This is a genomic window from Sphaerisporangium sp. NPDC051017, assembly GCF_040683095.1.
Taxonomy (GTDB): Bacteria; Actinomycetota; Actinomycetes; order Streptosporangiales; family Streptosporangiaceae; genus Sphaerisporangium.
The window spans coordinates 47,778-66,710 of the sequence record NZ_JBFBCI010000012.1 but is presented as its reverse complement, the minus strand read 5'-3'; the positions used below and the strand labels follow the sequence as shown (position 1 = coordinate 66,710).

The 18,933-nt window shown below is 71.3% G+C and carries 17 protein-coding genes; 7 read left to right on the top strand and 10 right to left on the bottom strand.

What is annotated here, in order from left to right:
• Positions 1-306 precede the first annotated feature (306 nt).
• Complete coding sequence (locus tag AB0M95_RS13315) at positions 307-576, bottom strand: hypothetical protein (protein WP_363763093.1); 270 nt, start codon at positions 574-576, stop codon at positions 307-309.
• Between the two features lie 600 nt (positions 577-1,176).
• Between AB0M95_RS13315 and AB0M95_RS13310 the strand changes: the two genes are divergently transcribed.
• From AB0M95_RS13310 to AB0M95_RS13300, 3 genes are all read left to right on the top strand, one after another.
• Positions 1,177-2,475, top strand: coding sequence for an XRE family transcriptional regulator (locus AB0M95_RS13310; protein ID WP_363763091.1), 1,299 nt, complete (start codon positions 1,177-1,179; stop codon positions 2,473-2,475).
• Entirely contained in the window at positions 2,472-2,969 is a 498-nt protein-coding gene (locus AB0M95_RS13305; RefSeq protein ID WP_363763089.1) for a GNAT family N-acetyltransferase, read from the top strand. The genes AB0M95_RS13310 and AB0M95_RS13305 overlap by 4 nt, the downstream gene beginning before the upstream one ends.
• A 178-nt stretch (positions 2,970-3,147) precedes the next feature.
• Positions 3,148-5,181, top strand: coding sequence for a tetratricopeptide repeat protein (locus tag AB0M95_RS13300; RefSeq protein ID WP_363763087.1), 2,034 nt, complete (start codon positions 3,148-3,150; stop codon positions 5,179-5,181).
• Positions 5,182-5,203: 22 nt separating this feature from the next.
• Here AB0M95_RS13300 and AB0M95_RS13295 read toward each other — a convergent pair whose 3' ends face one another.
• The 3 genes from AB0M95_RS13295 to AB0M95_RS13285 form a co-directional block, all read right to left on the bottom strand.
• Positions 5,204-5,749, bottom strand: coding sequence for an NUDIX domain-containing protein (locus AB0M95_RS13295; RefSeq protein WP_363763085.1), 546 nt, complete (start codon positions 5,747-5,749; stop codon positions 5,204-5,206).
• A 42-nt stretch (positions 5,750-5,791) separates the two neighbouring features.
• Positions 5,792-6,247, bottom strand: a complete 456-nt coding sequence (locus AB0M95_RS13290) for a hypothetical protein (RefSeq protein WP_363763083.1) — start codon at positions 6,245-6,247, stop codon at positions 5,792-5,794.
• 101 nt (positions 6,248-6,348) lie between these two features.
• On the bottom strand, positions 6,349-6,510 hold the full coding sequence (locus AB0M95_RS13285) for a hypothetical protein (RefSeq protein ID WP_363763081.1): 162 nt from the start codon (positions 6,508-6,510) through the stop codon (positions 6,349-6,351).
• A gap of 216 nt (positions 6,511-6,726) precedes the next feature.
• Here AB0M95_RS13285 and purU point away from each other — a divergent pair, with 216 nt between their 5' ends.
• Positions 6,727-7,575: a formyltetrahydrofolate deformylase gene (purU, locus tag AB0M95_RS13280; RefSeq protein WP_363763079.1), complete on the top strand. Its 849-nt coding sequence runs from the start codon at positions 6,727-6,729 to the stop codon at positions 7,573-7,575.
• 19 nt (positions 7,576-7,594) lie between these two features.
• Here the strand turns inward: purU and AB0M95_RS13275 are convergent, their stop codons facing one another.
• Positions 7,595-9,667 carry a prolyl oligopeptidase family serine peptidase gene (locus AB0M95_RS13275; RefSeq protein ID WP_363763077.1) on the bottom strand — a complete coding sequence of 691 codons (2,073 nt, stop codon included), beginning with the start codon at positions 9,665-9,667 and terminating at the stop codon, positions 7,595-7,597.
• Between the two features lie 367 nt (positions 9,668-10,034).
• On the opposite strand from AB0M95_RS13275, the gene AB0M95_RS13270 reads away from it, so the two are divergent.
• Together AB0M95_RS13270 and AB0M95_RS13265 are read left to right on the top strand one after the other, a co-directional pair.
• Positions 10,035-10,544 (top strand): HNH endonuclease, encoded by a 510-nt coding sequence (locus tag AB0M95_RS13270; RefSeq protein ID WP_358523825.1) that lies wholly within the window; start codon positions 10,035-10,037, stop codon positions 10,542-10,544.
• Between the two features lie 111 nt (positions 10,545-10,655).
• Positions 10,656-10,862: a zinc ribbon domain-containing protein gene (locus AB0M95_RS13265; RefSeq protein ID WP_358523822.1), complete on the top strand. Its 207-nt coding sequence runs from the start codon at positions 10,656-10,658 to the stop codon at positions 10,860-10,862.
• Positions 10,863-10,967: 105 nt separating this feature from the next.
• On the opposite strand, the gene AB0M95_RS13260 is transcribed toward AB0M95_RS13265, so the two are convergent.
• The 3 genes from AB0M95_RS13260 to AB0M95_RS13250 all read right to left on the bottom strand — a co-directional run bounded on the left by AB0M95_RS13260 (position 10,968) and on the right by AB0M95_RS13250 (position 14,322).
• A complete protein-coding gene (locus tag AB0M95_RS13260) occupies positions 10,968-11,354 on the bottom strand; it encodes a WYL domain-containing protein (protein WP_363763073.1) in 387 nt (128 codons plus the stop codon).
• 242 nt (positions 11,355-11,596) lie between these two features.
• Positions 11,597-13,435 carry a dihydroxy-acid dehydratase gene (gene ilvD / locus AB0M95_RS13255; RefSeq protein WP_363763070.1) on the bottom strand — a complete coding sequence of 613 codons (1,839 nt, stop codon included), beginning with the start codon at positions 13,433-13,435 and terminating at the stop codon, positions 11,597-11,599.
• Positions 13,436-13,635: 200 nt separating this feature from the next.
• Entirely contained in the window at positions 13,636-14,322 is a 687-nt protein-coding gene (locus AB0M95_RS13250) for a nuclease-related domain-containing protein (protein ID WP_363763067.1), read from the bottom strand.
• A 286-nt stretch (positions 14,323-14,608) separates the two neighbouring features.
• On the opposite strand from AB0M95_RS13250, the gene AB0M95_RS13245 reads away from it, so the two are divergent.
• Positions 14,609-16,027, top strand: coding sequence for an amidase (locus AB0M95_RS13245; protein WP_363763064.1), 1,419 nt, complete (start codon positions 14,609-14,611; stop codon positions 16,025-16,027).
• A gap of 23 nt (positions 16,028-16,050) precedes the next feature.
• Here the strand turns inward: AB0M95_RS13245 and AB0M95_RS13240 are convergent, their stop codons facing one another.
• Both AB0M95_RS13240 and AB0M95_RS13235 read right to left on the bottom strand, forming a co-directional pair.
• Positions 16,051-17,043, bottom strand: coding sequence for a hypothetical protein (locus tag AB0M95_RS13240; protein WP_363763061.1), 993 nt, complete (start codon positions 17,041-17,043; stop codon positions 16,051-16,053).
• A gap of 12 nt (positions 17,044-17,055) precedes the next feature.
• Entirely contained in the window at positions 17,056-18,924 is a 1,869-nt protein-coding gene (locus AB0M95_RS13235) for a hypothetical protein (RefSeq protein ID WP_363763058.1), read from the bottom strand.
• Positions 18,925-18,933: the final 9 nt, after the last annotated feature.

Genomic DNA, 18,933 nt, shown 5'->3' with positions numbered 1-18,933 from the left:
GCGGCCCGGGCGGGACACGCACCCGGAAGCGTGTCCCGCGCCGTTCCCGATCGGGGGATTCCCGATCACCGCCGGCCGCGGAGAATGTCCGCGCCCGGCGGCAGCCATGTGATCAAGAACACGGACTGCTCGTTGATCACGAAGAGTTCGATCGTTGATACACGGAGCCGGCGGGGCGCCCAGCGCTCCGGCTGCTGTGTCGCCACAGGCCGGAGCGCTCCGCACCGGACGCCCCGCCGACCCCGAAGAGCCGCGGTGGGACACGGGCGGACGAGGTGACTGCGCTGCACCCCGTCCGCCTCGTGCCTATTCGCTCACCGCGGCCAGCACTCGGGCGACCTTGGTCGCCGCGCCCGCCGGGTCGTCGGCCGTGTGCATGCGCTCGCCCCACGACCACCAGAAGTATGCGGGGGCCGCCTGCGCGCGGCAGGTGACGTTCTCGGCCAGACTCGTGGCGTTCGGATTGATCACGCGGACGAACGCCCGTCCCGACTGTGTGTGCACCACCCTGGCGAGCAGCCCGCGAGCGTCGAGCTCATCGGCCAGTCGTTCCAGGTGCTGGAAGCTGTCGTCCACTCGGAGCCTTCCCTCGTCTCCGGCGATTTCCGGGGGGTTAATCCCCTGGTGAATCGCGGCTGGTTGGCCAAATCTGACTCACCCGGGCCGATGGGTCAACGAAGCTTCACGGGCAGTCGGGTGCTCGGTTATTTCAAGTGGGTTGAAAGAACACGCCCGGCGGGGGACGATCCTATGCCAGCAGCTTCTATCGTCCTTTCACGGCTGGTCATAACTGGTCCATCATTCTCAATAGACGCAGCGTAACCCGGGCGTGATGCTGCGTCATCGTAGGTGATGAACCGGTCGGCGACGTGGCCAGCATGAGCGGCTGGCCGCAAGGGAGGGGCCGGGATGTCCGGCAGACAGCACAAGGAAACGGAGTTGGCCCGGCGAACCCGGGCGCGAGGCCTGGCGGCCGGGCGTAGTTCCGCCCGAATCGCCGAGGAGATTTATGAAGAGTGTTCCCCTCATTTCGGGACAACTCGAATCAAATCACACCGCCTCGCTCATGGGGTCGCCCTTGCCGACGTGATCGAACAGGTGCGTGCTCTGTTCGAACGCGACGGCAAACCGGTACCCGGCATAGGGGAAACGCTTCTCAGTGCATACGAAAGCGGGTTGAAACGCCCTGGCCCCGAGTACCTCCACTATCTGTGTTCCGTCTACCGGGTCGAGCCGGCCGCCCTCGGCTACGACGGCCCGTGCATCTGTGGCCATGGCCATCGCATGCCCGGCATCGTGCGGGGCGGCCTCAAGGAGGTCAAACCCGAGAGTTCCCCCGAATCGCGCGAGCTGTGGGTCAAGCCGCTCAGCGACTCCACCGCGGACGGGGGTGAGGAGGACGAGAACGTGTTACGTAGGACGCTGCTGGCGATGATCGCGGGCACCGCGGTGCCGCTGAACGACTCCGTGCTCGGCGCGGCCGACAACATCCGCAGGCGCATGGACGAGACCCTGGTGTCGACCACCGTGTCCCCCGCCATGCTCGATCACTGGGAAGAGGCGGCGACCTCTTTCGGCCGGCAGTACATGAACACCCCACCGTTGCAGCAGCTCTGCGACGTGCTCCTTGAGTTCAGCACGGTCCGGCAGGCGATGGAGCGCCACCAGCCGATCGATCTCCAGGAGCGCCTCTGCGCGCTGGCCGCCCGCCTCTCCGGCCTGGCCGGCATCATCATGATCGACCTCGGTGACCAGCGCCTCGCCCGGTCGTTCTTCCGCACCTCGCGCGCCGCCGCGGACGAGACCGGGGACCGCGCGCTGCGGGCCTGGGTCACCGCGCGCGAGGCCCTGGTGCCCCTCTTCTACGGAGATCCACGCGAGGCCCTCAACCTCGCCAAGAAGAGCCGCGACCTCGCCGGGCAGACCCCGTGCGCGGCCAAGGCCATGGCCCCCGTCGTGGAGGCCAGGGCGCTGTCGATGCTCGCCAACGCGGGAGGCAAGAAGGAAGTCGTCGACCAGGCCAAGCGTGCGCTGGCCCGCGCCAGGGCCGCGTTCGCCCAGATGAACCCCGCCCAGCAGGAGGACACCGTCTTCGGCTACACCGAGCGCCAGCTCTACTTCCACCAGGGCGACGCCCTGACCCGGCTCGGGCAGACGGTCGAGGCCGACCTGATCCTGGAGCAGGCGCTGGAGAAGTACGACGGCGACCTGCTCGACCAGACGCTCATCAGATTCGACCAGGCGCAGTGCAGGCTGCTCGAAGGCGACGGCCACGAGGCGCTGCGGCTCGGCAGGGACGCGGTGGACCGGGTCGGCGACGGCTTCCGGACGGACATCATCGTGCGCCGGGCCGCGGACCTCGCCAAGGCGATCCAGGTCAAATGTGGCGACAACATCGAAGGGCTCCAGGACTTCATCGAGCACCTCGCGACGATGGGCCCGGCGCCCGAGACACCGGCGGAGCCCGCTGTATGACGCTTGTGCTCAGGCGGTATCGCTGGTCGGATCGGGAAGCCGTCTGGGACCTGCACCGCACCTGTCTCTCCCAGGTCGGCATCACCATGGGAGACGGGGTCTACTACGACGATGACATCCCGCGCATCAACGAGGTCTACCTGGCCGACCGGGGCGAGTTCCTGGTCGGCGAGGTGGAGGGCGCCGGCATCGTGGCCATGGGCGGCCTGCGGCGCGTCGACGACGACTGCGCCGAGCTGTGCCGCCTGCGGGTCCGTCCGGACTTCCAGCGGCGCGGGTTCGGCACGCTCGTCATCGACGCGCTGGAGGAGGCCGCGCGGCGGCTCGGCTACAGCAGGCTGCGCGGGGACACGACGCTGCGGCAGGGCGCGGCGCTGGAGCTCTACCGGAAGTACGGCTGGCGGGAAGTCCGCCGGGAGGACAGGGGAGGACTTGTCGTTGTTTACGGTGAGAAGCCGCTGACGCCGCAGCCTTCATCGCAACTTACCCACTAGGCGCATATATATCGAATTTCGGTCCAAGACACTGCCTATACTTGCGGATTTATCGATTTGTCCGATAATTAGGTCTTTGTAGTGAAGACCCGAGGAGAGGGCATCCGATGAAGAAGATCGTCGTCCGCAAGCCTGGCATGGTCCATCTCACCGGCAGCGCGAGTGCGATCCACAAGGGGTGACCGGCCGACCTGGCCACCTCTGGATCCACGGGGGGCGCTCGCGCGACCGCCTGACCGTGCTCGACCGGCTCGGCCTTCCATGGTGGCCGATCCCGGTGGTCGACGCCCACCGGCGCCTCCGAGGGCCGTACACCTTCGGGGGAGCGCTGCTCCATGCCTTGGTGCCGGCCGCGCTTGAGCGCGCCCCTGGTGTCGTGGCGGACCACGACATCGAGATCCGAGCGGCGGCACCCGATCTGCGGGACCGGGTGCCCGCCCGCCGTTCCCCTCTCTATACCCGCCTGCCCGATGAGGAGCGCATCCTCGTGCCGGCCCCGCGCCGCACGCTGCGGATCGCGAATGGAATCGCGGAATTCGTCCGCGACTGCGGGGTGAAGGTGCCGGCCATCGTGGCCGAGAACGCCGACGAGGCGGACGAGACCGACCGCGAACTTCTGCGCACCCTGATGCGCCGATTCGACCCCACTCAGTTGACAATTGTGGCGTGCTCGAGTAAAGCGCCACAGGATTGGTTTACCGGGCACGCGATAAAAGCCGATTTATCGGCTATGGAAGATCCCCAGGATCTTGCCGCCCGTTATGTCGCCGCCGACGGCACGCTGGACGACCCCCGGGCGCCCGCCGCCTACCACGCCCTGCCCCCCGCCGAGCGCGCCCGCCTGCACGACCGGCGCGCGGGCGCGCTCGCTGCCACCGGCGAGCGCCGCCACGCCCTCGGCGCCATCCCCTACCACCGCGAGCACGGGAGCGACCCGTCCGGTGCGGGCGTGGAGGCGCTGTGGGCCGCCCTGGACCACTGCCTGGGCGAGGGCTTCCTGGACGCCGCCGCAGACTTCGGGCTGCGAGGCATGGCCCTGGCCGAGCCCGCGGCGGGCCGGTGGTGGAACCTGCTCCAGGGCACGGCGACCGCGCTCGCCGGCACCGGCCGCAGGGACGAGGCGCGCGCCCTGTACGAGCGGGCCCGCCGCGCCAGCCTGGACCCCGAGGTGCACTCGGCGGCGGCCTACGGCGCCGCCATGCTGGACGCCCGCCACCCCGACCCCGCCCGCCGCGACCTCGGCCGCGCCCAGGGCTGGATCAACGAGGCCATCGCGATCTCCACCCTGCTGCCCGACCGCGCCGTCCGCGCCTTCAAGCTGGGCTTCGACCTCAACGGCAAGGCCCTCATCGAGATGCGCGCGGGCCGCGTGGACGCGGCGCTCACGCTGGTCGAGTCCGCCATCAAGCTCGCCGAGACCGATCTACCTCACGGGCGCCATCGTGTCCACCGCATGATCCTGCACGCCAACCGGGCGCAGCTCCTCGGCGTGATGGGGCACCCCGAGGAGGCCCTGGCCGACCTGGACGCCGCAGTGGAGATGGACCCCGACTACCCCGACTACCACCTGGACCGCGGCAACCTGCTCTTCCAGATGGGCCGCGTCGAGGCCGCGCTCGCCGACTACGACGACGCCGTCCGGCTGAGCCCGCCCCTGCCCGAGGCGCACTACAACCGCGCCCAGCTCCTGCTCGCCGAGGGCGACCTCGCCGCGGCCAGGGCCGACCTCGACCGCGTGATCGAACTCGACCCCGGGTACCTCGACGCCTACATCAACCGCGCGGGGCTGCTGGCCCAGCTGGGCCTCGACGGGCCCGCCCAGGCCGACGTGGACGCGGGGCTCGCGCTCGCGCCGCGCAACCCGCACCTGCTGTGCGTCCTCGGCCAGCTCGAAACCGCGGCCGGGAGGTACGCGCGGGCGCGGGAGGCGTTCGACGGCGCCCTCGCGGGGGCGCCCGGCCTCGTCGCGGCCTGGGCCGGGCGGGCGGGCCTGCGGTACGAGACGGGGGACCCGGAGGGCGCGGCGGCGGACCTGACGCGCGCCCTGGAGCCGGGGGAGGACGCGGCGCTCTACTTCAACCGGGCCGTCGCGCTCGCGGACCTCGGCCGGCGGGACGCCGCCCTGGCCGACCTGCGCCGGGCGCACGAGCTCGACCCGGACGACCAGGACGTCCTCACCGCCCTTCGCGAGGCCGCGCCCGGCGGCGGATGACGTCCCCCGCCAGGTGGCGTCCTCAGCGCCCTTCGTGAGGGCTCGTGCGGCGGCCGAGGTCGTCCAGCAGGGCGACGACCTCGGTGAGGGCCGGGGGCTCGACCGGATCGGGGAGGGCGGCGATCTCGGCCGGGGTGAACCAGCCGTGCCCGAGGAAGGTGTCCTGCTCCTCGCTGGTCAGCGTGGCGGGCGCCACCTGCGGGGACCCGCCGAAGCGGGCGAGGTAGAACGGCTCCACCTTGACGTAGTGGACGCCGAGCCAGTGGTAGTCGCGCTCGACCGGCACCGACACGTCGATCACCGCGTCGCCGGGCAGGCCGGTCTCCTCGGCGAGCTCCCGGCGCGCCGCCTCCAGCGGCGTCTCTCCCGGATCGATGCCACCTCCGGGCGGCTCCCAGAACACCCTGCCGGCGACGGTGTCCCGCCAGCGCAGCAGCAACACGCGCCCGTCCCCGTCCACGCACACCACCCGCGCGGCCGGCCGGTCACTGGGCTCGTCGGGCTCACTGGACTCAGCGGACTCAGCGGACTCAGCGGACTCAGCGGACTCAGCGGACTCAGCGGACATGGTGAAGATTCAAGCAGATCGAGAAGATCATCGGCGGCCGGTCTACGCGCCCGGCCGTTCGGGCCTGCCCGGTGTCTCGGGCGGCTCGGAGGGCCCGCCGGGCTCCGCGACGATGTCCGGCCAGGTATTGGCGTTGACGATCTCCCAGAACTCGTCCGGGGTCGTCTCCTTGGCACGCTGGGAGTGGGCTTCCAGCTCGGCGGCGATGGCGCGCTGTTCCTCGTAGGCATCCTTCATCGCGTCGAGCCACTCCACCGGGTCGATTCCGGCGGCCTGGGCGGATCTGAGCGCCATGTCGGCGTACTGCTCCGGCGTCGCGTTGAACGTCCAGCCGGTGCGGGCGAGCAGTTGCTCGTCGGTCAGCTCGCCGCGCCGCCACGCGATCGTCTCGGCGAGATGTTCGGCGACGAAGACGGCGTTGACGTAGCCAGGTAGCATCGCCGCCAGCGCGACGGCCGCCCTCTTCTCACCCGGTGACAAGGTGTCCCACTTCAGCACCCGCCGGCTCCTCTCCGCTCCCTCGGGCGCCACTGTAACTCTCGTCCGGGCGCGCCGCGACGACCGCTCCGGCCCGTCGTTCAAGGGCTTCCTCGCGAGGCTCAGTCGGTCACGACCAGATCGGCCAGGTCGAGGTGCTGGGACAGCTCGGCCACGTCCGTGTAGTAGGCGACGTAGTCCTGGCCTCTGCGCACGCGCAGCCAGGGCTGGTTGCCGAGGACCAGGGCCTCGACCTCGAATCCTCTGCTGTCGACCCATTTCACGCATTAGAGGCTACGAAGCCCCAGGTCAACAGGGGGCAACAGATGCTGTGGATTTGTGCCTCAGTACCGTTGAGCGAGTGCAATGCGCCTTTTGCCGACCTCTGCCGGGCTCGTCCGCCCGGCGTGGCCCCCGCGTTCCGCAGTGGACGGCACCCGGGTCCCCGCTGGGCGGTAATCTGCCTCAGGCGCAGAGGAAGAGGAAAGGGTGAGACGCCGGTGGGCTCCGAATATGTACTGACCTTGTCCTGTCCGGACAAGCCGGGCGTGGTGGCGGCGGTCTCCGGGCTGCTGGCCGCGCGCCAGTGCAACATCACCGAGAGCCAGCAGTTCGGCGACCCGGTGGCCGGGCGCTTCTTCATGCGCGTGCAGTTCACCTCCTCGCTGCCCGAGGACGAGCTGCGCACGGCCTTCGCCGCGCTCGTCCCCGAGATCGCCATGGAGTTCCGCCTGCACGACCTCGGGGTCAAGCCCCGCGTGCTGGTGATGGTCAGCAAGCTCGGCCACTGCCTGAACGACCTGCTGTACCGCACGCGGTCGGGCCTGCTGGACATCGAGATCGTCGCCGTCGTCTCCAACCACCCCGACATGCGGCCGCTCACCCAGTCGTACGGCATCGACTTCCACCACCTGCCGGTGACGCCGGAGACCAAGCCGCGCCAGGAGGCCGAGGTCCTCACGCTGGTCGACCACTACCGCGCCGACCTGGTCGTGCTGGCCCGCTACATGCAGGTGCTCTCGGCTGACCTGTGCGCCAAGCTCAGCGGCAGGGTGATCAACATCCACCACTCGTTCCTGCCGTCGTTCAAGGGCGCCAAGCCCTACCACCAGGCGTACTCGCGCGGGGTGAAGCTGATCGGCGCGACCGCGCACTACGTGACCGCCGACCTCGACGAGGGGCCGATCATCGAGCAGGAGGTCGCGCGGGTGGACCACACCCACTCACCCGACGACCTCGCCGCGATGGGCCGGGATGTCGAGCGGCTCGCGCTCGCCCGGGCCGTCCGCTGGCACGCGGAACAGCGCGTCCTGCTGGACGGCCACAAGACGATCGTCTTCCCCCGCTGAGAGCGCTTGAGGGCGCCGCTCAGGCGGTGAGGCCGGTGTGCTGGGCCAGGAACGCGAGCTGGTCGGCCAGCAGCTCCACCGAGCGGCTCACCGCCCGCGCCCCGTGCCCGACCTCGGCCTCGTTGCGCAGCAGGATGGGCGGCCCGTCCGGCGCCTGGGCGTGCTGGAGCGCGGCGCACATCTTCCAGGCGTGCAGTGGGTGCACCCGGGTGTCGGAGGCGAAGACCATGAACAGCGTCGCCGGATACCGCACGCCCTCGCGGACGTGGTGGTAGGGCGAGTAGCTCCACAGCCAGGAGAACTCCTCGGGGATGTCCGCCGAGCCGTACTCGACGTTCCAGGTGGCGCCGAGGCCGAACTTCTCGTACCTGACCATGTCGAGCAGCGGCGCCGAGCAGGCCACCGCCGCGTACAGCTCGGGACGCTGGGTGAGGGCCGCGCCGACCAGCAGGCCGCCGTTGGAGCCGCCGGAGATCGCGAGCTGCCCCGGGGTGGTCACGCCTGTGGCGATCAGGTGCTCGGCCGCGGCGTGCAGGTCGTCGAAGACGTTCTGCTTGTGGGCGAGCATGCCGGCGCGGTGCCATTCCTCGCCCTGCTCGCCGCCGCCGCGCAGCTGCGCCACCGCGTAGACGCCCCCGGCCTCGACCCAGGCCAGGGTCGTGGCGGAGAAGCCCGGCGTCATCGGCAGGCCGAACCCGCCGTAGCCGTACAGGATGGTCGGGCGGGGGCCGGAGCCGGGCCGGGACACCACGATCATGTGGACCTCGGTGCCGTCGGCGGAGCGGTAGACGACCTGCTCGGTGGTGACCTCGGGAACCTTCACGGCGCCCGGGGAGGCCGCCCACAGCGTGGTCTCGCCGGTGCGGGCGTCGTAGCGCTGGATGCTCGGCGGGCTGGTGTGGTCGGTGTAGCCGAACCACGCCTCGTACCCGCCTTCGGGGCGCTCGGTGATGCCGCCGATCGAGCCCAGCCCGGGGGTCGGCACGTCGCCGATCTTCTCGCCGGTGGCCAGATCGTGCACGGAGATCTCGCTGATCGCGTGACGCGTCCAGCCGACCAGCATGACCGGGCGCTCCAGGTCGTCGAGGATCGCGAAGTCGCTCAGCACCGCCTCGGGGTCCTCGGGGACGAGGTCGCGCCAGTTCTCGTGCTGCGGCCGGTCGGGCGAGGTCACGCACAGGCGGCCGCGGGGCGCGTCGCGGTCGCTGAAGACGTACAGCCGGCCGTCGCGGCCGAACAGAAGGCTGGTCTGCGCGTCCACGTCCTCCTGAACCGTCACGAACGCGGGCGCCTCCAGGGAGGACGCCGAGAGGTCGGCCACCCACAGGTCGTTGCGCGGAGCCGTGCCACGTGAGGCGGAGACGGTCAGCCAGCGGCCGTCCCTCGACACCGAGACGCCGTAGTAGTTGGTCTTCTCCAGGCCGTCGCCGAAGATCAGGACGTCCTGCTCGGTGGGCGTGCCGAGGCGGTGGAGATAGACGCGGCGGTGAAACTGGCGCTCCGCCTCGGGGAGATCCTCCGGGGGCAGCCGCCGGACGTAGTAGAACGCCTCGCCGCCGGGGATCCAGGCGATCGGGGAGTAGCGGCAGCGGTCGATCGGCCCGTCCAGCCGCTCGCCGGTCGCGACGTCGATGACGTGCAGACGGGACTCCTCGTCGCCGCCCACCGAGATCTGGTACGCGAGCCGCCGCCCCTCCTTGTCCGGCTGCCAGGAGTCGATCGTGGTCAGGCCGGAGGGGTCCATCGCCATCGGGTCGAGCAGGACGTGCTCGACCTCGTCGGGGCCGACGGTGTAGAGCACGGCGTGCTCCTGGCCGGGCGTGCGGCGCATGAAGAAGCGCCGGTCGCCGCGCCACGCGGGGGCGCCGACCGTGCCCGAGCGCACGAGCTCGGTGATGCGGTCGCGGAAGGTGTCACGCCGGGGAGACGTGGCCGTCGTCTTGGCGAACAGATCACCCTGCGCGTCGAGCCACTCTTTGGCGGCGGGACTCCCGGCGTCCTCCAGCCAGCGGTACGGGTCGGGCACCGGTGTGCCGTGGTAGTCGTCGACCACGGCGTCCCGGTGTGCGTTCGGGTACGGCACTCGCGTCATGTAGCGAGCTTATGGCACCCCCCTTACCGGTGGTGAGACATGGTTTTCCCAATCTCCGCACCGGTGGCCGATCCGGTGGATCGTCGCCGATCCAGAGTGATCTTTACCCAATAGGTTTGCTTACCAGGGCCAACCGGACATAAAACGGAAGGCGGGGTCTTGGAGACACGACCGTTAATTGGGGTGGCGGGAGAGTCGACCGAAAGGCCACACTTGCTGAAGGGCGGCGCCGTGGAACCCATCCGCTGGGCCGTCCGGCGGAGGTCCACGTGACGGAATCATCCGGGGCCCAAGACGACGGGCCGCAAGACGGGGTGCGCCGCGGCGCATCCCTTTCGACGACCTACATGGCACGAAGGGCCGGCTGATGCGCCAGGTCCTGCTGCTGAATGCCACCTTCGAGCCGCTGACCACCCTCAACCTGCACCGGGCCGTCATCCTGGTGATCAGGGAGAAGGCGGACGTCGTCCATCGTGACGGCCGAGGCGCCGTGCTGCGCTCCGCGTCGAAGACGGTCGACGTCCCCTCGGTCATCCGGTTGAGGAGATATGTCCGCATTCCCTACCGCTCGCGCATCCCGCTCACCCGGGCCGCGCTCATGCGCAGGGACGACTACCGGTGCGCCTACTGCGGCCTGCGCGCGGAGACCATCGACCACGTGCAGCCCCGCTCGCGGGGCGGTCTCCACACGTGGGAGAACTGCGTCGCCTCGTGCATGCAGTGCAACCACCGCAAGGCCGACCGCCTGCTGGAAGAGATCGGCTGGACGCTGCGCGTCGCGCCGGTCGTGCCGAGAGGCGTCCACTGGCGGCTCATCGGGGCCCAGCTCGACGGCGACCCGCAATGGGCGCCGTACCTCGAGGAGACGGCGGCCTGACGCGTGTCCCGCGGGGCCGGACCGCCATCCAGGCGCCGGCCCCGGGGGCCGATCGCGCAGTGTGTGTTCAGCGGGTGCCGCCGACCGGCCTGTTCGTCGTACTCTGAGGGCATGCCGCGTTACGACTACCGCTGCCGCGCCTGCGGATCGACCTTCGAGCTCTCGCGCCCCATGTCCGCCGCGAGCGACACCGCCGTCTGCCCCGAGGGGCACGACGACACGGTGAAGCTGCTGTCGACGGTCGCCGTCACGGGCGGCGCCCAGGCCCCCCGCTCCGCCGGAGGTGGCGGGTGCTGCGGCGGAGGCTGCTGCGGCTGACGCCCGTCGCCTCTGAAGTCCGCCCACCGCGGTCCACGGAACGCCCCCGTCCGGGCAAGGAAGGACCCGGCCGCCGAGGTGCGCGGCCGGGCCGAGGGTGACCGGTCAGGCGGCCTTTCTCCGCTGGAATGGCAGGTAGCGCTCGGCGCGGTGGGGACGCGCGGGCACCAGCGTCGGCTCCACCGCGACGATGCGGTCGAACCGGAACGCCCGGATGCCCGCCGCCGAGCGGCACCAGCCCACGAGATACCAGTGGTCGCGGTGGACCAGGCAGGTGACCGGCTCGACGTCACGCGAGGTGACGCGGCCGCCGGCGTCGCGATAGTGCAGCCGCACGACCTGGCGGCCGGTCACCGCGCCGGCGATCGTGCGGGCGCGCCTCGCCACGTCGGAAGGCAGGGGAGTGGTCAGCGTGTCCAGCGTCTCGGCGATCACCTCGTCGTCGAGGTCGAGCTGTTCGAAAACCGAGCGCAGGCCCCGGCGGGCGGTCACCGCTTGGGGACCTTCACCAAGATGGGCCAAAGACAAGGCGAGAGCGGCGATTTCGGCGGTCGTCAGAAGGGGCGTGGTGACGTTTGCCATACCGCTAGACTACCGCCGGGCACCGACATTTTTCGAACACCCGATCCCGGAAACGCCATCTCGGAGGCGACTCTTCGTGACCTGCGGGTGACGATCATCTAACCCCCGGGAGGGTGCGGCCGCGAGGGCCGCACCCTCCCGGCGTCCGCAGATCAGTGGGAGAGCTGGGACAGGTCGCGCGAGGCGCCCGTGGAGGCCGAGGTCGTGAGCGCGGCGTAGGCCTGCAGGGCCGCGCTGACCGGGCGGGTGCGCTCGCGCGGACGGTAGCCGCCGAGATCGGCCGACACGCGCTCGCGGCGCGCCGCCAGCTCGGCCTCGGAGACCTTCAGCTCGATGCTCCGCCCGGGGATGTCGATCTCGATCAGGTCGCCGTCCTCGACCAGGGCGATGACGCCGCCCTCGGCCGCCTCGGGCGAGGCGTGGCCGATGGACAGGCCGGACGTCCCGCCGGAGAACCGCCCGTCGGTGACGAGCGCGCACGCCTTGCCGAGCCCCTTGCCCTTCAGGAAGCTCGTCGGGTACAGCATCTCCTGCATGCCGGGACCGCCCTTCGGCCCCTCGTAGCGGATTACTACGACATCGCCGGCCGACACCCGGTTGCCGAGGATGCCGTCGACCGCGTCCTCCTGCGACTCGAACACCACGGCCGGGCCGCTGAACTTCCAGATCGACTCGTCGACGCCCGCCGTCTTGACGATGGCGCCGTCGGGCGCGAGGTTGCCGTACAGGACCGCCAGGCCGCCGTCACGGGTGTAGGCGTGGCCGAGGTCGCGGATGCAGCCCTCGGCGCGGTCCAGGTCCAGCGAGTCCCACCGGGCGCTCTGCGAGTAGGCCTTGACCGTCCGGACGTTGCCCGGCGCGGCGTGCCACAGCTCCAGCGCCTCGTCGGTCACGGTGGGCGACTGCGGGTCCCAGGCGGAGAGGTACTCGGTCAGGGAGGACGCGTGGATGCTGTGCGCGTCGCGGTGCAGCAGCCCCGCGCGGTCCAGCTCGCCCAGGATGCCCGGGACGCCGCCCGCCCGGTGGACGTCCTCGACGTGGTACTTCGCCGTGGCGGGCGCGACCTTGCACAGGCACGGCACCCGCAGGGAGAGCTCGTTGATCTCCTTCAGGCCGAAGTCGACGCCCGCCTCGCGGGCCGCGGCCAGCAGGTGGAGGATCGTGTTCGTCGAGCCGCCCATCGCGACGTCCAGCGCCATGGCGTTCTCGAAGGCGTCGCGGGTGGCGATGTTGCGCGGCAGCACCGACGCGTCGTCCTGCTCGTAGTAACGGCGGGTGATCTCGACGACCTGGCGCCCGGCCTTCTCGAACAGGGCCCTGCGGGCCGTATGGGTGGCGAGCGTGGTGCCGTTGCCCGGAAGGGCCAGGCCGATCGCCTCGGTGAGGCAGTTCATCGAGTTGGCGGTGAACATGCCGCTGCAGGACCCGCAGGTCGGGCAGGCGTTCTCCTCCATCTCCAGCAGGTCGGCGTCAGAGACGCTGTCGTCCGCGGCGGCGATCATGGGGTCGATCAGGTCGAGCTTGCGGCCCGGGGTCTTGCCGGCCTCCATGGGGCCGCCGGAGACGAAGACCGTCGGGATGTTGAGCCGGAACGCGGCCAGCAGCATGCCCGGGGTGATCTTGTCGCAGTTGGAGACGCAGACCAGCGCGTCGGCGCAGTGGGCGTTGACCATGTACTCGACCGCGTCGGCGATCAGCTCGCGGGAGGGCAGGGAGTAGAGCATGCCCCCGTGGCCCATGGCGATGCCGTCGTCGACGGCGATGGTGTTGAACTCGCGGGGGACGGCTCCGGCCTCGCGCACGCCCTGCGCGACCACGTCGGCCACCTCGCGCAGGTGGACGTGGCCGGGGACGAACTGGGTGAAGCTGTTGGCCACCGCGACGATCGGCTTGCCGAGGTCGCCGCCGGCTACGCCCGTGGCCCGGAGGAGGGCGCGGGCCCCCGCCATGTTCCTGCCATGAGTGACCGTACGAGACCTGAGGGCCGGCATGACCGTTCTCCCATCCGACGACTACTACCGCTGAGCCTTCACGCGGAAGGCTTCACGCTGAGTCTTCAAATGGTACGGCCAACGCCCGCCTGACGAGACCCGCGGTCCACGGGCTGGACACCGTGGGGGCGGAAATCCTTCGGGGCTCCCGGGGGCAGTGGTGGAACAGGTGACGGGAACCCCGAAGGCCTTAGGGACGGTCAGCTCTCGGGATAGCGCGCCGGAAGGACCTGCTCGGCGGCGGCGTAGATGGCCTCGACCTCGTCCTCGGTGAGGGAACGTTCCCGGTTGGTGATCCACTTGCGCACGCGCGAGCCGTCGAAGACGTCCACCTCGCGGATGTTGAGGATCTTCCACGGGATGGCCGGGCCGTAGATCGCCAGGGACGGCACCACGGCGATCTCGCGTCCCAGCGCCTTGCCGATCAGCTCGCTCGCCTGGGACGCCTCCCAGCGGGCCTCGTCGAGGCGCGGTTTCTGGTTGAACGGGCCGTGGAACAGCTTGCGGTGGGACTGGACCCGGACCGGAAGCCGTTTGTCCCAATTCTCGGAGTCGACCGCGTAAACCCCGGTGGGCCCGACGACCAGATGGTCGACCTGGGCGTCGCTGTCGGGGAAGCCGCGGGCGTGCAGCGTGAGGTAGCCGTTGCGCTCGAGCTTCTTCAGCTGCGCCTCGGTGCGGCGCTCGGCCGCCGAGGCGCGCCGCCAGGGCCCGATCGTCGAGGTCGTGCGCGCGCGGTACACGGTGTCGGCGATCGCGGCGATGATCGCGGCGACCAGGCCGAGGCGCCAGCTCCACATGGGGATGCCCACGAGGAACGCCGCGCCGACGGCGATGAGGGCGCGCACCCGCAGATGCCGGTATTTGGGCTGCTGAAGCAGCGCCATGAGAGAGACGCGCTCGACGGGCGCGTAAGTCGCCTCGGGAGCCTGGGGCCGTGATTTCGGCTCCGAGGGGCGGTCACTCACCCAAATAGGTGATGTATTGTGACCGTCGTCAGGTTCTAGACCGGAATCCACGTAACTCACGGTAGTTGACGCTCAAGGGTGTGCCTAGTGTTGTCTAGTTCACATTTTTGTGGCCGCACGTTCCCGCATCGTAGGGCGAAAAGCCGGGTATCTAACCCTTTTCTCTCTAGATAACTCGTGGTCATAGGCCCTACTGTGCGAAAGCGTGGCGCACATACATGATCTCACAGCCCTGGAGCTGGCCGCGGCCGTACGCTCCAGAGAGCTGTCGCCGGTAGAGATCACCAAGCACTATCTGGAGCGTGTCGAGCGACTCGACCCCGAGGTCGGCGCCTTCGTCACGCCGGTCCCCGAGCGCGCGCTGGAGCAGGCGCGGGAGGCCGAGGAACTGGTGATGCGCGGCGGGGACCTCCCGCCGCTGCTCGGCGTCCCCGTCCCGATCAAGGACCTCAACCTCGTCAAGGACGTCCCCACCCTGTTCGGTTCCGCGACCTACGAGGGGTTCGTCGCGCCCGTGAGCGACAGTGTGGTCGACCGCCTGCGCGACGCCGGCACGATCATGCTGGGCAAGACCGCCACGCCGGAGTTCGGCCTTCCCTGCTACACCGAGACCGACGTCTCGCCCCCGTCCCGCACGCCGTGGGACCTGACCAGGTCGGCCGGCGGTTCGAGCGGCGGCGCCGCGGCGGCGGTCGCGGCCGGGCTCGCCCCCGCCGCGCACGGCAGCGACGGTGCCGGGTCGATCCGCATCCCCGCCTCGGTGTGCGGCCTGTTCGGCCTGAAGCCCACGCGGGGGCGCATCTCGTTCGCGCCGATCGTCCCGGACCTGGCCGGCCTGTCCACCAACGGCCCGATCACCCGCACGGTCGCCGACGCCGCCGCGCTGCTGGAGGTCATGGCGCACAACCAGCCCGGCGACCTGTACCACGCCCCGCCGTCCCCGGTCGGCTTCACCGAGGCGGTCACGCGCGAGCCGGGCCGGCTCAGGATCGGCCGGTACGCCACGGCCGTCGTGCCCGGCACCGAGGTCCACCCCGACGTCCTCGCCGCCTACGAGAGCGCCTCGCGGCTGCTGGCCTCGCTCGGCCACGAGATCGTCGACATGCCCGCGCCGTTCGACGCCTCCATCGTGGGCGAGTTCGAGAAGCTGTGGTTCTGCTTCGCCTGCATGCACCCGGTGGATCCCTCGCTCGAACCGAAGCTGCGGCCCCTGACGCGGTGGTTGCGCGAGCGCGGGTTCGCCACCAGCGCCCCGGCCTTCCTGCAGGCGCAGGCGGCCCTGCAGACCGCCACCCGGTTCGCGTTCCTCGTCATGAACGAGTTCGACGCGGTGCTCACCCCCACCCTCACCCGGCCTCCCGTGCCGGTGGGCTGGTTCGAGGACGTCGAGGACCCGCAGGAGACGTTCGACCGCATGGAGCGCTTCGCGCCGTTCGCGGCGACGTACAACGTGAGCGGCCAGCCCGCCGTCAACCTGCCCCTGCACTGGACGGACGCCGGGCTGCCCATCGGTGTCATGCTGGCGGGACGCTTCGGGGACGAGGCCACGCTGATCTCGCTGTCGGCGCAGGTCGAGGCGGCGGTCGGCGGGTTCTGGGGGGAGCGGCGCCCCACCGTCTGGTGAGGCGCCCGCTCCCGTCGCCCGGCTCACGCGTGGCGGCTGTGCGTCACGGGCGTCCTCAGCAGCCTGACCAGCTCGCCCGCGACGTCCGCGAGCAGCGTCGCGGGCCGGATCGGCGTACCGGCCACCGCGCCGAACAGGCTCGGCAGTCCCGGCAGCGGGAAGCCGTCGTCCCGGGTCGCGCGGTGGCCCACGCCGTTCTTGTCCAGGTGGGCGCGGCTGCGCGCCCAGGCGTCCAGCACCTCCTCCGGCGAGGGCACCCCGAAGCCGTGGCCGACGGGCGCGGCGTGGCGCAGGCGCACCAGCGGGGTGTCGGCGAACGTCAGCGCCACCTTGCACCGCAGGGCGAGGCTCTCGCGCTCGCCCTCGGGCACCCAGTCCATCGCCGTGCACGGATTGCGGCACCGGGCCACACAGGTCGCGAACGCCCCCGCGAGCTGGCTGTGCTGGCGGTCGAAGTACGCCCGCCAGCCCTCCGGCGGCTCGTGGGCGACCCGCAGCGTGCGCTCGGCGGCCGACTTCTCGGACTTGGTGTGGTCGCAGTCGCGGTCGCCGATCACGCCGAACCGGCTGCCCTCGGCGCGCAGCCCCTCCGGCCAGCGCGCCGGGTCGCCGGAGTGGCCGAGCACCGGCTCGAACGCCAGCAACGGCAGGTACTCCCCGGCGATGTGCAGCGCGGCCATCATCGAGCTCAGCTCACGCCGCTCCCAGCGGATCCTGATGACCTCCAGCAGCAGCCCGTAGGCGGGCCTGAGCGAGGCGAGGGCCCCGCGCGGCTGTTCGCGGGGCGTCTGCGGCATGTGGCAGTCGCGGGCCCGCCGCCGCAGGTCCCCGCGCACGGCCTTGTGGTCGACCTCGGCGGCGAAATCCTCGGCGTCCAGCGTCAGCAGGCGCTGTCCGAACTCACACAGCGCGGGGATCAGCACGGCCTCCGGCACCACCTGCGGGGCCAGGGCGCCGAGGTCGGCGAACGCGTACCTGCGGGCCAGCTCGGTGAGAAGATCGAGGGGCGATTTCACCAAGACACCCTCTCACGCGACGGGTGACCTCCCCTCGGAGCGTTCGACCGCGATCCGGGCCAGGCCCACGAGCGCGTCGGGATGCGGCGGCCCCGCGGGGGAGTGCACGTGGATCGCGAAGGCGCCCCGCGCGGTCCGCGCCGAGACCACGCCGGGGTACAGCATGGCGGCTCGCCCCAGCCCGGGGACCGGCGTTCCGTTGGCCCGGCTGAGCAGGCCGCCGAGCACCATCAGGTAGCCGCCGCTCGTGCCCTCGGCGGCGTGGACGTCGACGGTGACGGGCGTGGGCCCGGTCGCCTCGTAGCGCCGCGAGCGCGCCCGCAGCCAGGACGGCAGGGGCAGTTCGCCGTCGGGGAACGCGCCGCCGGACCCGAAGTCCACGCCGAGCGCCAGCCGTAGGTCGGCGGGGGTGAGCAGTGAGGACGGGCCTCCCGGCGCGTCGTCGCCCGCCTCCTGGGCCGGCTCGGCGCGGGAGCGGCCGAACACGGGGATCTCGCCGACGTTCTCGGGGGCCTCCAGCAGGTGCTCGCCGGTGTCGTCGTACGAGGCGGGCTCACGGTGCCGCGACCTGCCGACGACCTCGACCGACTCGACCCAGCCGAGCCTGCGGTAGACGCGGGCCTTCACGAGGTCGCCCTCGGTGAGCGGCTGATACACGTCGGCCGTGAGGCCGTACGCCCGTACGTCCCGCGCGCGGCCGTCGTCCAGCGCGATCCAGTACGTGTAGCGCGGGCTGTCGTCGTCACCGGTCTTGAAGGCGCGCAGCCGGACGATCTGCCCCTCCACCTCGGCCTTGCCCGCGATGTCGGCGAGGGCCAGGACGATCGGCGTGCCGCCCACGAGGGCCGCGCCGAGGAGGGCCACCGGCACGGGCAGCGACCCCGGCCAGCCGATCAGGGCCTGGGCGGCGATGCCGATGAACCACAGCCAGAACCCGGTGAAGAACGCGGCGGCCAGACCGCGCAGCACGGCCTGTCCCGGCGGGCGTCCCCGGAGGGTCCGCCGGGGATAGGTCACGTTGACGACGTGCCACATGCCGCCGTAGTCGGACCAGGCCCGCCGGTCGTCGGCGGGACGGCCGACAGGCAGGCTGTTCACCGCGCGCCCCGCGAGCCCCAGGGCGGCGGCGTACGCCAGGTGCCGCCCCCAGATGGTGACGGCCGCGGCGGGCTGCTCGGCGAACCCGCGGCCCGCGGCCAGGTGCTCGCGCACGCCCATCCAATACCCGGCCACCCGGGCGCCCTCGGCCGTCCCGCGCTCGCCGTTCAGCCGGTCCATCAGCATGCTCAGCAGGCCCATCGACACGATCGCCGCGCCGAGGCCGGCGCCGAAGCCGTCCTTCTCTGCGGTCGCGGCCACGGCGGCGCCGAACAGGATCGCGGGCACCGCCGCGGCGGCGGTGAGCACCACCACCTGGGACCGGTTCCAGCGCAGCCGCGACAGCCCCCGCTCGCGCGCCTCCGCGATGACCTTCTTGCGGAAGCTCTTCCACCACCGGCCGAGGTTGCGCGCGCCCTCGGCCAGCGCCCCGGTCGCCACCACGCCGTCGGTGGCCAGCGACCGCACGTGGTCGTGCACCAGCTTCTCGTACGGCCGCAGCGGGGTCTTCGGCTCGCGCAGCCGGACGAGGGACAGCTCCGGGCCGACCTCCTCGATCTCGACCGCGCCCCGGGCCGCGAGGTCGAGCAGCGTCGCCGCGACGGCCTCGTCGCAGAGCCGCCAGTTGCCGGTGATCAGGTCGACCAGGGCGGGGGACTCCTCGCGGAGCTCGCTCGTGGGCGGCCCCGGCGTGACGTCCGGGGAACGGGTGGCGAGGGCGAACATCGCCAGCAGCAGCAGCCAGAGCCCGGCGGCCACCGCCGCCGCGAGGAAGTAGACCATGGCCGCGGG

What these genes read in the sequence shown, in the direction of transcription:
- AB0M95_RS13305 (WP_363763089.1), top strand. Translation starts at nt 2,472, where the DNA reads ATGACGCTTGTGCTCAGGCGGTATCGCTGGTCGGATCGGGAAGCCGTC.
- AB0M95_RS13295 (WP_363763085.1), bottom strand. Translation starts at nt 5,749, where the DNA reads ATGTCCGCTGAGTCCGCTGAGTCCGCTGAGTCCGCTGAGTCCGCTGAG.
- AB0M95_RS13275 (WP_363763077.1), bottom strand. Translation starts at nt 9,667, where the DNA reads ATGACGCGAGTGCCGTACCCGAACGCACACCGGGACGCCGTGGTCGAC.
- AB0M95_RS13270 (WP_358523825.1), top strand. Translation starts at nt 10,035, where the DNA reads ATGCGCCAGGTCCTGCTGCTGAATGCCACCTTCGAGCCGCTGACCACC.
- AB0M95_RS13265 (WP_358523822.1), top strand. Translation starts at nt 10,656, where the DNA reads ATGCCGCGTTACGACTACCGCTGCCGCGCCTGCGGATCGACCTTCGAG.
- ilvD (WP_363763070.1), bottom strand. Translation starts at nt 13,435, where the DNA reads ATGCCGGCCCTCAGGTCTCGTACGGTCACTCATGGCAGGAACATGGCG.
- AB0M95_RS13250 (WP_363763067.1), bottom strand. Translation starts at nt 14,322, where the DNA reads ATGGCGCTGCTTCAGCAGCCCAAATACCGGCATCTGCGGGTGCGCGCC.
- AB0M95_RS13235 (WP_363763058.1), bottom strand. Translation starts at nt 18,924, where the DNA reads ATGGTCTACTTCCTCGCGGCGGCGGTGGCCGCCGGGCTCTGGCTGCTG.